General features: G+C 73.8%; 14 protein-coding genes. 8 read left to right on the top strand and 6 right to left on the bottom strand.

Features of this window, described 5'->3' with window-relative positions:
* Window positions 1–28: 28 nt before the first annotated feature.
* Window positions 29–640, bottom strand: a complete 612-nt coding sequence (locus AB0M93_RS13210; protein WP_364272206.1) for a PhoU domain-containing protein — start codon at window positions 638–640, stop codon at window positions 29–31.
* A 125-nt stretch (window positions 641–765) separates the two neighbouring features.
* On the opposite strand from AB0M93_RS13210, the gene AB0M93_RS13205 reads away from it, so the two are divergent.
* From AB0M93_RS13205 to AB0M93_RS13195, 3 genes are all read left to right on the top strand, one after another.
* A complete protein-coding gene (locus AB0M93_RS13205) occupies window positions 766–1200 on the top strand; it encodes a single-stranded DNA-binding protein (RefSeq protein WP_364272203.1) in 435 nt (144 codons plus the stop codon).
* 176 nt (window positions 1201–1376) lie between these two features.
* Entirely contained in the window at window positions 1377–1667 is a 291-nt protein-coding gene (locus tag AB0M93_RS13200; protein WP_364272201.1) for a hypothetical protein, read from the top strand.
* A 558-nt stretch (window positions 1668–2225) separates the two neighbouring features.
* Entirely contained in the window at window positions 2226–3230 is a 1005-nt protein-coding gene (locus tag AB0M93_RS13195) for a pirin family protein (protein ID WP_364272198.1), read from the top strand.
* Here AB0M93_RS13195 and AB0M93_RS13190 read toward each other — a convergent pair.
* Complete coding sequence (locus tag AB0M93_RS13190; protein ID WP_364272195.1) at window positions 3204–4049, bottom strand: alpha/beta hydrolase; 846 nt, start codon at window positions 4047–4049, stop codon at window positions 3204–3206. The two genes, AB0M93_RS13195 and AB0M93_RS13190, sit on opposite strands and share 27 nt — an antisense overlap.
* Window positions 4050–4094: 45 nt before the next feature.
* Window positions 4095–4769 carry a GntR family transcriptional regulator gene (locus tag AB0M93_RS13185; RefSeq protein WP_364272192.1) on the bottom strand — a complete coding sequence of 225 codons (675 nt, stop codon included), beginning with the start codon at window positions 4767–4769 and terminating at the stop codon, window positions 4095–4097.
* Window positions 4770–4810: 41 nt separating this feature from the next.
* Between AB0M93_RS13185 and AB0M93_RS13180 the strand changes: the two genes are divergently transcribed.
* Entirely contained in the window at window positions 4811–6442 is a 1632-nt protein-coding gene (locus tag AB0M93_RS13180; protein WP_364272189.1) for a thiamine pyrophosphate-dependent enzyme, read from the top strand.
* On the opposite strand, the gene AB0M93_RS13175 is transcribed toward AB0M93_RS13180, so the two are convergent.
* Entirely contained in the window at window positions 6439–7824 is a 1386-nt protein-coding gene (locus AB0M93_RS13175; protein WP_364272186.1) for a pyridoxal-dependent decarboxylase, read from the bottom strand. The genes AB0M93_RS13180 and AB0M93_RS13175 overlap by 4 nt on opposite strands.
* 294 nt (window positions 7825–8118) lie before the next feature.
* On the bottom strand, window positions 8119–9081 hold the full coding sequence (locus AB0M93_RS13170) for a phosphatase PAP2 family protein (RefSeq protein ID WP_364272882.1): 963 nt from the start codon (window positions 9079–9081) through the stop codon (window positions 8119–8121).
* 116 nt (window positions 9082–9197) lie between these two features.
* On the opposite strand from AB0M93_RS13170, the gene AB0M93_RS13165 reads away from it, so the two are divergent.
* Genes AB0M93_RS13165 through AB0M93_RS13155 form a run of 3 tightly spaced genes read left to right on the top strand, consistent with a single transcriptional unit; the run spans window position 9198 to window position 11775 of the window.
* Window positions 9198–9887 (top strand): response regulator transcription factor, encoded by a 690-nt coding sequence (locus tag AB0M93_RS13165; RefSeq protein ID WP_364272183.1) that lies wholly within the window; start codon window positions 9198–9200, stop codon window positions 9885–9887.
* Complete coding sequence (locus AB0M93_RS13160) at window positions 9884–11293, top strand: HAMP domain-containing sensor histidine kinase (RefSeq protein ID WP_364272180.1); 1410 nt, start codon at window positions 9884–9886, stop codon at window positions 11291–11293. The genes AB0M93_RS13165 and AB0M93_RS13160 overlap by 4 nt, the downstream gene beginning before the upstream one ends.
* On the top strand, window positions 11290–11775 hold the full coding sequence (locus tag AB0M93_RS13155; protein ID WP_364272177.1) for a hypothetical protein: 486 nt from the start codon (window positions 11290–11292) through the stop codon (window positions 11773–11775). The genes AB0M93_RS13160 and AB0M93_RS13155 overlap by 4 nt, the downstream gene beginning before the upstream one ends.
* 25 nt (window positions 11776–11800) lie before the next feature.
* Here AB0M93_RS13155 and AB0M93_RS13150 read toward each other — a convergent pair whose 3' ends face one another.
* Complete coding sequence (locus tag AB0M93_RS13150; protein ID WP_364272174.1) at window positions 11801–12391, bottom strand: NAD(P)H-dependent oxidoreductase; 591 nt, start codon at window positions 12389–12391, stop codon at window positions 11801–11803.
* 94 nt (window positions 12392–12485) lie between these two features.
* On the opposite strand from AB0M93_RS13150, the gene soxR reads away from it, so the two are divergent.
* Window positions 12486–12968, top strand: a complete 483-nt coding sequence (gene soxR / locus AB0M93_RS13145; protein ID WP_364272171.1) for a redox-sensitive transcriptional activator SoxR — start codon at window positions 12486–12488, stop codon at window positions 12966–12968.
* The last annotated feature ends 1 nt before the right edge of the window (window position 12969 follow it).

Genomic DNA, 12969 nt, shown 5'->3' with positions numbered 1-12969 from the left:
GTTCCCCACCACCGGCCTCCCGGGCCGCCTAAGCACCCACCGGCGCGAATCCCGCGGCCCGCCGGCCGATCCGCCCCGCCGCCGCGGCGAACCGCGCGTGGAGGGCCGCGAGCAGCACGAGATCGACCGCGGCACGGGCCCCGCGCGGCCAGTCGCGGCCGTCCACCCACTCCCGCAGCTCCCGCTCGGCCGCCTCGGCGAGCGCCACGGCCTCGCCGGGCCCGGCACCCTCCCCGCCGGCCAGCCACTCCCCCGAAGCACGAGCCGCGGCCACCGCGTGCGCACCGAGCCGGGCGAGCGCGGGCCGGGCGTCCGGCGGCACGCGTCCCGGTGCCTCCGCGACCTCCCGCACAAGACCACCCATCCGAGTGAGATCCGCGGCGGTGTGCACGGCGGCGACGACCGCCTTCACCGCCACCTCCCGCGGCGTGTGCAGGGCCAGCAGCGCACACGCCTGGTCCTCGCACGCGGCCCCGAGCGCGACCGCCGCGTCGACCTGCTCGCGCACCCGTCCGCCCAGCGTGTGGTCAGTTTCCAGGACCGAGCGAGTGGCCTCTTCGAGCGCGCTCGCGACGAGCGCGCACAGGTCCGCCGGCCGGCGAGCGAGCGTGACCAGCTCCTTCTCAAACGCGGTCGGCATGGCGGCAGGAAACCAGCCCGGCCGGGTGCCGGCATCTCGTCCCCCGGCCCGGAATTGTCGGACCCCCGTGCTCTCCTCGACGGCAAGAACGGTGCACCCCGCACCCGGAGCAGAAGGAGAGACCGATGGCTGGCGAAACGACGATCACGGTGGTCGGCAACCTGACGAGCGACCCCGAACTGCGGTTCACCCCGGCCGGCGCGGCGGTCGCGAACTTCACGGTCGCGAGCACCCCGAGGGTGTACGACCGCGAATCCGGCACCTGGCGCGACGGCGACGCGATGTTCCTGCGCTGCAGTCTTTGGCGGCAGTACGCGGAAAACGTCGCGGAGTCGCTGGTGCGCGGAACCCGGGTCGTGGTCCACGGCCGGCTGAGACAGCGGTCGTACGACACGAAGGAGGGCGAGAAGCGCACCGTGACGGAGCTGGAGGTCGACGAGATCGGGCCGTCCCTGCGCTACGCGACCGCGAAGGTGACCAAGGTCAGCCGGGCGACGGGCACCGAGGGAAGCAGCGCGTGGACCCCGGAGCCGGTGGCGGTGGGCGACCCGCCGTTCTGAGCCATCCGTTCGCCGCCGTCCTCCGAACGCCCGTCAACGGGGATTCGACCCGCCCTTGACCGCCCGCGGTGACGATGGGGGAACGCTCCGGCCGGTTCCTCCCGGATGTCGAATTCCCGTTTTCCGGTTCGACGCATGGGCAGGACGAGGCCGAACCACGAGCGGGAGGGACCGAGATGAACGGGAACGAGAAGACCGGCTCACCGGTGGCGCACCCCGCGGTCAACCACCGGATGAGGGCGATGTTGCGAGCGGTGGGCGCCGGCCGCGCCCAGATGTCCTGCAGCAGCGAACCCGACCTGTTCATCGACGGCCTGTCCTGCGGCGACCAGTTCGCGGCCCACGAGCTGGCCCACCAGGGCCTGGTCCGCGCGGCCCGCCCGGGAAACCCGGGCGAGCTGGTCCCGGCGGTCCTGACCCCGGCGGGCCGGGCGATCATCGCGACCGAGCAACGCCCAGCCGCCTGACCGGCGCACCGGGCACGCTGTTTGACAACTCCACAAAGCAAACCCGGCCGCCGCTCAGGCCCGCCAGCGCCGGACCCGCCCTGGCATTCCCGAGAACAGGGCCAGGCCCACGCCGGACTCGCCCCGGCAGCCCCGACAGCAGGCCCAGCCCACGCCGGACCCGCCCCGGCAGTCCCCAGCACAGGACCTATCCCATGCCGGACTCGCCCCGACAGTTGCGAGAACAGGCCCAGCCCCGCGCCCGACCCGCCCCGGCAGCCTCGACAGCAGGCCCAGCCCACGCCGGACCCGCCCCGGCAATCCCGACAACTGGGCCCACCCCACGCCCGACCCGCCCCGGCAATCCCGAGAACAAGGCCCGCCCCGGACCCGCCCCGCCAGTCCCGAGAACAGGGCCCGGCCCGTCCGCCAGTCGAACCGGCCCCCCGGAACCAGCGCCCGGTCCGCTCGGCAGCCACCGAAGACGGCGTCCGGCCCGTCCGGAAGCACCGGCCACCCGGCCGCCACCGGTCCGTGCCCCACCCACGCCCCAGCGGGATCGCGACTACCGTGGCGGGCATGAGCAACACCGAGGCCGCCCCCGCCGAGCTCGCCTGCGGCGACCGGCCCGCGACGGCCGACCCCGTCCGCCCGGCCGTCGAGGTCCTCACCCCGCGCGAGGTACCGCTGGGCGGCCCCCGGGCGATGCGCGTCCGCCGGACCCTCCCCCAGCGGTCGCGCTCCCTGATCGGCGCGTGGTGCTTCGCCGACCACTACGGCCCGGACGAGGTCGCCGGGCCTCGCGCGATGGACGTGGCCCCGCACCCGCACACCGGCTTGCAGACGGTGAGCTGGCTGTTCGCCGGCGAGATCGAGCACCGCGACAGCCTGGGCACGCACGCGATGGTCCGGCCCGGCGAGCTGAACCTGATGACCGGCGGCCACGGCATCTGTCACTCGGAGGTCTCGACCGCGGCCACGAAGACACTCCACGGCGTCCAGCTCTGGGTGGCCCTGCCCGAGCGGCACCGGCACACCGCACGGGCCTTCGACCACTACGTGCCGTCGGTGAACCGGATCGAAGGCGCGGAGATCCGGGTGTTCCTCGGGTCGCTGGCCGGGCGCACGTCCCCGATCCCGACGTTCACCCCGCTGCTGGGCGCGGAGGTCGTGCTGGGCCCGGACGCCCACATGTCCCTCGGCGTGGACCCGCGTTTCGAGCACGGTGTCCTGGTCGACACCGGCGACGTCGTCGTGGCCGGCACCCGCGTCCGCGCGGCGGAACTGGGGTACGTCGGCACCGGCGTGCGCTCCCTGACCCTGAGCAACCGCGGCACCGCCCCGGCCCGGTTCCTGCTGCTGGGCGGCACCCCGTTCGACGAAGAGATCCTGATGTGGTGGAACTTCGTCGGCCGCACCCACGAGGAGATCGCCGCGTTCCGCGAAGCGTGGCAGGCCGGGTCGGACCAGTTCGGCAGCGTCACGGGCTACCCGGGCGACCGGCTGCCCGCGCCGGCCCTGCCGGCGGTCCGCATCAAGCCCCGCCGCAACCCGGCCTCAGGCCAGGAACCCGTCCACGGCTGAGGTGAACGCGGCCGCGTCGTCCAGCCACGGGTAGTGCGCCACCCCGGGCAGCACGACGACCCGGCCGTCCGTGAACAACCCGGCGAGGCGCTCCGCGACCGCCGGGCTGGCGATCCAGTCCAGGTCGCCGGCCAGCACCAGCACCGGAGCGGTGACGGCGCCGAGCGCGGCGCGGGTGGGTTCGGGCTCGAACGCGCCCGCGGAGTTGTAGATCCGCGCGGCCTCGCCGTTGCGCTGGAGGCGTTCCCCGGCGTGGTGCCGCTGGGCCGCGGAGTCCCAGCGGCCGTAGTACAGCGGCGCGACGGCGGCCCAGTCGGCGCCGGTCGCCGTCTTCGCGGCGATCGCGTCGTAGGCGGCGGACGCGGCGGCGAACCAGGGCGCGCCGGCGCGCCGGGCCACGATCCGCCGTCGTTCGGCGGCGGGCAGTTCGAAGCCGACGGCCCGCGGGCTGGGCGCGATCAGCGCGAGCCGGCGCAGCCGCTCCGGGTACCGGGCCGCGTACCGGAGGGCCAGGCTCGCCCCGGCCGAGTGCCCGAGCAGGTCGAACCGTTCGAGGCCGAGGTGCTTGCGCAACGCCTCGACGTCTTCGACCTGCCGGTCGCACCGGTAGGTGGCCGGGTCGCGCGGCTCCTCGGAGTCACCGGTGCCCCGGAGGTCCAGCACGGCGACGCGGCGCCGGGCGGTCAACCCGCCGAGATCCCCGAGATAGCCGCCGGCCCGCATCGGCCCACCGGGCAGGCACACCAGCGGCGGCTCGGCACCGGCGCCGCGCAGCTGAACGGCGAGCCCGGTTCCGTCCGGGGCGGGGAAGATCGGCACGTTCCGACCCTGGCATCCGGCGAGCGGGGAAACAACCGGCCGCCCTCACCGATCCCGGGCGAGATAGGCCTCCAAGGTCGCCATGCGATGTCCCCGGGCGAACCGCTCGACCTCCTCCGGGCCGGCCCCGCCTTCGATCAGCGCGAGCAACTGGTCGTGCTCCTCGACCGACACGGGCGCACGCCCGGGCACCGAGGTGAACGTGCTGTCGCGGACGGCGGCCAGGCGGGTCCAGCAGCGCTGCACCAGGTCCACCAGGTTCGGGTTGGGGCAGGCGCTGAACAGCACCTCGTGGAACTCGGCGTTCAGCGCGGTGAACGCCAGCGGGTCGAACTCGGCGAGGCTGCGGCGCATCCGGTCGTTGAGTTCGCGGGCCCGCCCCAGGGCCTCCGCCGTGAGCAGCGGCGCGGCGAGTCCGGTGGCCGCGCCCTCGACGATCGCCACGGTCTGCATCGCGTGCTGGTAGGCGGTGGGGTCGATGGCCACCACCCGGGCTCCGACGTTGCGCTCGAACTCGATCAGCTCTTCGGCCTCCAGCCGGCGCAGCGCCTCGCGGACCGGCACCGCGCTGACGTCGAGCTCGCGGCCGATCTGGTCGAGCACCAGCCGGTAGCCCGGTCCGTACCGGCCGTCGAGGATCCGGGCCTTGATCGTCTCGTAGGCCAGCTGGGACTTGGTGACCGGTCTTCCCGAGGACGCGCTGATCATGTAGGAAACCATATATGGTTCCGTCGACGGACGACGCTCAGGAGGCCGCGCCGATGCCGATCCCCCCGCCTGCCCCGACCGCGGCCGACCTGATCGTCGACGGGCTGCGGGCCCACGGCGTGGACACCGTCTTCGGCCTGCCGGGCGTGCAGACCTACGACCTGTTCGACAGCCTCGCCCGCACCCGCGGCGAGATCCGGGTGATCGGCGCCCGGCACGAGCAGACCGTGGCCTACATGGCGTTCGGGTACGCCCAGGCGACCGGCCGCACCGGCGTCTACACCGTCGTGCCGGGCCCCGGCGTCCTCAACGCGTCGGCCGCGATGCTCTCGGCGCACGGGGCGAGCGCGCCGGTGCTGTGCCTGACGAGCGAGATCCCGCGCGCGTACCTCGGCCGCGGGCTCGGGCACCTGCACGAGATGCCGGACCAGCTGGCGACCCTGCGCACGATCACGAAGTGGTCCGCGCTGGTCGAGCACCCGTCGGCGGTCCCCGACGCACTGGCAACGGCGTTCCGGGAGGCAGCGGGCGGGCGGCCGCGGCCGGTCGCCCTCGCGGTGCCGTGGGACGTGCTGGGGCTGCGCGCGCCCGCCGAAGCCGCCGGCCCGCTGCCGCTGCCGTGCCCGGCCGTCGACCCGGACGCCGTCGGGAAGGCCGCCGAGCTCCTGGCCGGCGCGAAGCACCCGATGATCATGGTGGGCGGCGGCGCCCGGCACGCCGCCGCCGAGGTCCGGGCGCTGGCCGAGCGGCTGCAGGCGCCGGTGGTGCCGTTCCGCGGCGGGCGCGGCATCGTCGGCGACGACCACCCGCTCGGCTTCACCTGCGTCTCCGGCTTCGAGCGGTGGGCCGAGACCGACGTGGTGGTCGGCATCGGGTCGCGGATGGAGCTGTCGTGGTTCCGCTGGCCGGACAAGCCCGCGGGCCTGAAGACGATCCTGCTCGACATCGACCCGCGGCAGGCGACCCGGCTCGAAGCGGACGTCGCGATCGTCGCCGACGCGGCCGGCGCCACGGCCGCGCTGACCGCGGCCGTCGGTCCACAACGGACGGACCGGACGGCGGAGTTCACCGCGTTGAAGTCCGCCGTGGCGGCGCGGTTCGCCGACGTCGGACCGGAACTGGAGTACCTCCGGGCGATCCGGGACGTGCTGCCGCGCGACGGTTTCTTCGTCGAAGAGATCTGCCAGGTCGGCTTCGCGTCGTACTTCGGGTTCGAGGTGTACGCCCCACGCACCTTCGTCACCTGCGGCCACCAGGGCACGCTCGGCTTCGGCTACCCGACGGCGCTGGGCGTGCAGGCGGCGTTCCCGGGCCGTCCGGTGGTTTCGGTGGCCGGGGACGGCGGTTTCATGTTCGCCGCGCAGGAACTCGCCACGGCCGTCCAATACGGACTGAACGTGGTGGCGGTCGTGTTCGACAACGGCTCCTACGGCAACGTCCACCTCGACCAGGAGCGGCTCTTCGAGGGCCGCGCGCTGGGCGGCCGGCTGCGGAACCCGGACTTCGCCCGCCTCGCCGAGACGTTCGGCGCGCTCGGCCTGACCGCGCGCACCCCGGACGACCTGCGCGGCGCGCTGGACAAGGCGTTCGCGGCGGGCCGGCCGTCGCTGGTGCACGTCCCGTGCGAGCGGGGAGCCGGCGCGTCGCCGTGGAAATACCTGATGCCGAAGTCGGACCGCAGCTAGGCGGCGGCCAGCCGGTCCAGCACGGCGAAGATCCGGTCGACGTCGGCGGCGGTCGTCCGCCAGTTGCTGAAGGCGGCGCGCAGCGCAGGCCGGCCGTCGTACACCGTCGGGGTCAGGAACGTGGTCCCGTCCTCGGCGATCGCGCGGACGAGGGCGTCGATCCGAGCCTGGTCGACCTCCCCGGCCGGGGTGAAGCAGACGACGTTGAGCCGTACCGGCGCGAGCAGGTGCCAGCGGGGCGAGCCGTCGATCCGCGCGCCCAGGTCCCGGGCCAGCGAGACGCAGCGCTCGACGATCTCGCGGTGCCCGGCGCGGCCGTAGGCGACGAGCGAGCACCAGGCGGGCAGCGCGCGCAGCCGCCGGGAGTTCTCCGGGGTGAGGTGCAGGAAATCCGGGATCTCGCCGATTTCGCCGAGGTAGGCGGCGTTGTTGCTGAAGACCCGCAGCTGCAGATCGCGGCGGCGGGTGAACTGGACGGCCGAGTCGTAGGGCACGTTGAGCCACTTGTGCAGGTCGACGACCACCGAGTCGGCCAGTTCGAGCCCCGCGGTGAGGGCGGCGTGCTCCGGCGCGAGCGCGGCGAACCCGCCGAACGCGGCGTCGACGTGCAGCCAGAAGTCGTGCCGCTGCTTGAGCGCGGCGATCGCGCGCAGGTCGTCGAAGTCGACGGTGTTGACGGTCCCGGCGTTCGCGACGACGATCGCCGGACCGTCGAGCGTCTCGAGGACTTCGCCGAGCTTCGCGACATCGACGGCTTCGCGGCCCGGCAGCAGTGGCACCTTCCGCAGCGAAGAACGGCCCATTCCCAGGAACGACAACGCCTTCGAGATGCTCGAGTGCGGCGAACCGGAAAGCACGGTGACGGGCCCGAGCGCGGCGGCACCTTCGGCGGAGACCGTCACGCCGGCTCGTTCGCCGAGCCACTCGCGGGCGATGGCCAGGCCGGTCACCGTGGACATCGTGGCGCCGGTGACGAACGCACCGGAGAACTCCGGGCCCAGCCCGAAGAGTTCGGCCAGCCAGCCGACGGTCTCGCGTTCGAGGTCCTGCGCGGAGGAGTCCATCCCGCTGGCGGGGTTCTGGTCGTAGGCGGCGGTGAGCCAGTCCCCGGCCAGCGACGCGGGGGTCGCCCCGCCGGTCACGAACCCGAGGTACCGCGGCCCGGCACTGGCGGCGAAGCCGGGCTCCCACCGCCGCGAGAACTCCTCGAGCGCACCCCGCGCCCCGACACCTTCATCGGGAAGGGGCGCGGGCACCACGGCCCCGGGCGGAACGGCGGCGGCCCGTCCGGCCAGCCCGGCGAGCGCCGCACCGGCGAGTTTGCTTGCGGCATCGAGAAGATCGGGCAGGGAGTGCAGGTCATCGGCCAACCTCGGGTCCATCCACCCGACGCTAGGCCCACCAGTAACTCCTGTCGCGGTCCAATCCCCCGAAACTGGCCCTCCCCACCACGGCCCCCAACGTGATGCCCGCCCAATCACACGAGATGCCCCCGCAGTCACGCAAGATGTCCGCCCAATCACGGGAGATGCCCCCGCAGTCACGCGAACCGACCCTCCAAGCACGCGAACCGACCGTCCAGGTGCGCGAGCCGACCGTCCGGATACGCGAGCAGACGGCGGGTCGGGACAGCGGCTCAGCACCTCAGCGGCTCAATGGCTCCGCGGCTCGGCACCTCAGCGGTTCGACGACCCAGCAGCCCCAGCGGAGTACGCACCCCGCCCCTCCGGCCGCCGACCGCCCCCGCGACTCACCCGCCGGAGCCGGCGAACCCGCCCCTCCGCCGGGTCGAACGTCACCCGCCGCAGCGGCGCCGCCACCAGCAACACCACCACCTCCGCCGACAGCGCCGCCAGCACCAGCGCCGCCACGAACTGGGCCGCTGCCGATGTTGCCGTTGCCAGTACCGCGAAACCCGCCAGCACCACCACGGGCGGTGCCAGCAAACCCGTCAGCACCGGGATCCACGGCACCCGGTCACCGTCGGGGCGGCGGGCGGACACCACCGCCGCCCCGGCGCAGGTGACCGCTGCGACCAGCAAACAGCCGCCGACGGTGTCGCTCAACCGGTGCCAGCCCAGTGCCACCGCTGCCGCCGAGACCCAGGCGACGCCGAATCCGCCCGTCACCAGGGCCGTCGAGCGGACCCTGCGGGGCAGCACGATCGCCAGTGCCACCAGCACCGCCATCGCCGCGCTCACGTGGCCGCTCGGGAAACTGTTGTGGCTCGCCACGCCCAGGCGGTCGTCCGTGCTCGGGCGGTCCAGGACGTACAGCTTGAGCAGCTGCGCCACCATCAGTGGCGCCGCGAGCAGCAACAGCGCCGTCACGCCGAGGGCGAACCGGCGCCGGGCCAGGGCGATCACCACCAGCAGCACCGCCACGCCGCCGAGCACGACCACCAGGTCGGCTTCGCGCAGCGGGGCCGCCCACTCCACCGTCGTCGACTGGGCGCTGTGGACGACGCCGTTCTCCACGCCGCGGCCCGCCTGCGTGCGGACGAACAACAGGTAGGCCGCGACGAACGCGAGGGCGAACCCGGCCGCGCTCGCCGCCAGGACCGCCGTGCGGGACGCCGCCCGGGTCACGAGCGCGGGGGCCGCCGGGCGGGGCGCGGAGGGTGCGTCGGTGAGGATCACTGCCATGTCCCCGAGTCTGCGGCGCGCGTTTCGGGATCCCGTCAGGACGATGTCATGGTTTTGCTACAAGATCCGCCCGGGTCGCCATGACGTGCGCTTTTCCGAATAATGGCGCCGTGGCCGAGGTACTGGTGGTAGAGGACGACGCGGCGGTGCGGGAGGGTCTGCAGCTGGCCCTGCGCAGGCAGGGACACGTGGTGCACACCGCGGAATCGGGCGAGCTCGGCATCGAGGCGCTCGTGCAGCACCGGCCCGACCTCGTCGTGCTCGACCTGATGCTGCCCGGCATGGACGGCTTCGAGACCTGCCGCCGGATGCGGGCCTCGGGGGCCGTCCCGATCATCATGCTCACCGCCCGCAGTGACGACTTCGACATCGTCGCCGGGCTCGAAGCGGGCGCCGACGACTACGTCGCCAAGCCGGTCGAGCCGCGCGTGCTGGACGCGCGGATCCGGGCCGTCCTGCGCCGGGCCGTCGGCGAACGGCCGGGCGAGCCCGCTGCGGCCGAGGAACGGCACGGCGACCTCGTCATCGACCGCGCCGCGCTCGAGGTGACCAAGCGCGGCGCCCCGGTGTCGCTGACCCCGACCGAGCTGAAGCTGCTGCTGGAGCTCTCGCGCACGCCCGGGCAGGTGTACAGCCGCCAGCAGATCCTCTCCGCCGTGTGGGACCACGACTACCTCGGGGACTCCCGGCTCGTGGACGCCTGCGTGCAGCGGCTGCGCGCGAAGATCGAGGACGTGCCGGCGAAGCCGGAGCACGTGCAGACGGTCCGGGGGTTCGGTTACCGGTTCGGCCGGTCGTGACGGCGCCGCGGATCCGGTCGTGGCTCCCCGGCCTGCGGCCCCGCCTGGTCGCCGCCTTCGCCGTCATCATGATCCTCGGCGCCACCGCCGCCGCGGGCGCGAGCTACGTCTCCGCGCGCCGGGCCATCCTGGAAGGCATCCAGGACCAGACCATGCTGAAGCTGCGCGACCAGATCACCGCGTACCTGCCGACCGTTTCGGTGCCGCCGTCCGCGGGCACGCTCGACGCCTTCGCGACAGCCCTCAAACCCAGCAACGTGCTCGTCGTCTACCACGACCTGCACTCGTCGGCGGGGCTGACGCTCGACGCCGTGCCGGCCGGGCTGCGCCACGCGGTGGCCGTCACCACGAGCATCCAGTTCCAGCGCGTCGACCTCGACGGCGTCCCGACGTTCTTCGTCGGCTTCCCGGTGCAGACCACCAGTGGCCGGCCGAGCGGTCTCGAGGTCTACGCGATGGTGTTCCTGACCGACCAGCGGGACGCCATCGACGAGCTGGCCCGCAACGCCTGGCTGTACTCCGCGCTCGCCCTGCCCTTGGCCGTCGCCGTGGCGCTGCTGGCCGCCCGGCAGGTGCTGCGGCCGGTACGCGCGCTGAACACCGCGGCGAGCCAGCTCGGCCGCGGGCGGCTGGACGTCCGGCTGCGGGCCAAGGGATCCGACGAGCTCGCCCAGCTGGTCACCACCTTCAACCACACCGCCGCGGAGCTGGAGCGCACGATGGGCACGCTGCGCGCGATGGAGGCCGACGCGCGGCGGTTCGTCGCGGACGTCTCGCACGAGCTGCGGACGCCGCTGGCGGCGATGAACGCGGTCACCGACGTCCTCGACGAGGACGCCGAGCAGCTGCCGCCGGACACCGCGGTCGCCGCACGGCTGGTGTCGGCCGAGACCCGGCGGCTGACCCGGCTGGTGCAGGACCTGATCGAGATCTCCCGGTTCGACGCCGGGCGGGCGGAGCTGCGCCGGGAGGACCTGGACGTCGCCGCGGCGGTCGCCGACAGCTTCGCCGCGCGCGGCTGGGAACCCGGCGACGACCTGGTCGCGGACCTGCCGCCGGGGATCACCGCGCGGCTCGACCGGCGGCGGCTCGACATCGTCGTGGCGAACCTGGTCGGCAACGCGCTGCGGCACGGCGAGCCGCCGGTCGAGGTGGTGCTGCGGGAGGAGTTCGGTGACGTCGTGCTCACCGTCACCGACCACGGGCCGGGGATCCCCGCCGACGTGCTGCCGCGGGTCTTCGACCGCTTCACCAAGGCCGACACCGCCCGCGCCCGGTCCGAAGGCAGCGGCCTCGGGCTGTCCATCGCGCGGGAGAACGCGCGGCTGCACGGCGGCGACATCGTCGCGGCCGACACCGGCACCGGCGCCCGGTTCGAGCTGCGGCTGCCCCGGGAGGCGCGGTGAAGAAACTCCTCGTCCTGGCGGTGCTGCTGCTGGTGAGCGCGTGCGGGATCAAGCCGACGCCGGTGCTCGGGGCGGGTCCGGCGCCGACGCTGCGGAACCCGGTGAACGGCGGCCCCGGCACCGACGTGATCCTGTACTTCCTCCGCGACGGCCGCCCGGCCCCGGTGACGCGGCCGGGCGGCTTCCCGGTGACCGTCCAGTCGACCCTGGCGATGCTGCTGGAGGGGCCGTCCTCCGACGAGAAGGCCGACGGCTACACGACCGCGCTGCCGCGGCTGGTCGGCGGGATCACGGTGTCCCCCGGGCCGCCGGCGACGATCACCTTCTCGTCCCCGCTCCGGCCGATCGGCGCCGCCGGGATCAACCAGCTGGTCTGCACCACGTTCGCCGCGCTGACGCTGGACGGCGGGAGCTCCGTCAACGGCACCATCGCCCTGATCGGGCCGGACGTCCAGCTGCCGTACCAGACGTGCCAGGCGTGACGCCGAGTCGACATAGCGCCACGGGTCAGCCGGGATAGGGCCGCGCCGCCCGGGCCTCGGCCAGCGACCGGGCCCACCAGGCGAGCTGGTCGAGCATCGCCTTCGCCGCGACGCCCGCCGCGTCGTCGGTCGGCACGCCGTCGTCGCCGAAGCGCGCGTGGGCGCCGTGGAAGCTGACCGTCTCGCGGATGGTCACCGCGTGGAGTTCCGCGAAGACCGCGCGCAGGTGCTCGACCGCGCGCAGGCCGCCGGAAATCCCGCCGTAGGAAACGAAAGCGACCGGCTTGGCCCGCCATTCCGGCTGGTGCCAGTCGATGGCGTTCTTGAGCGACGCCGGATAGCTGTGGTTGTACTCCGGCGTGACCACGACGAACGCGTCGGCGGCCGCGAGCCGCGGGGCCACCTTCGCGACTTCGGCGACGACCGCCGGGCTCGGCGCGGCCCCGAACGCGGGCATCACCAGCGGGAGGTCGGGTTCGGCGAGGTCGACGACGTCGACCGCGAAACCGCCGTGCCGGCCGGCGACGCCGGCCAGCCAGTCCGCCACCACCGGGCCGAACCGTCCTTCCCGGACACTTCCCACGATCACCGCGACCCGGACCGGCACTTCCGACACGTTTCCTCCTCGGCACAGCGGAACATTGCTGGGCCCAGGATGAAACTTAAAGTTCCCTTGAAGTCAAGCCGGCGGCTGTGGTTGGCTGTCGGCCATGGCGAACGTCGCGGCCCGGCCGCTGCCCGACCTGACGGTAGGCGAACTTTCCCGGCGCAGCGGGGTACCCGCGTCGGCCCTGCGCTTCTACGAGGACGAAGGCCTCATCCACAGCCGCCGTACCGCGGGCAACCAGCGGCGCTACCGCCGCGACACGCTGCGCCGCGTGACCTTCATCCGGATGTCTCAGCGGGTCGGCATGCCGCTGTCGAAGATCCGGGAAGTGCTCGCCCTGCTGTCCGACGACCGGACGCCGACGCGCACCGACTGGGCGCGGATTTCCCAGTGCTGGCAGGAGGATCTGAACGCGCGGATCCGCCAGCTGGAACAGCTGCGCGACCAGCTGGTCAACTGCATCGGCTGCGGCTGCATGTCCATGGCCAGCTGCAAGCTCGCCAATCCGGACGACCGGCTCGGCGCCGCCGGGCCGGGGCCGCAGCGGCTGGCCGACCACCACGGCGACGGCTACGAGGACTGCTGAA

This window comes from Amycolatopsis sp. NPDC051102 (genome assembly GCF_040682815.1).
GTDB lineage: Bacteria > Actinomycetota > Actinomycetes > Mycobacteriales > Pseudonocardiaceae > Amycolatopsis.
This window is presented reverse-complemented; position numbering and strand designations above follow the sequence as displayed.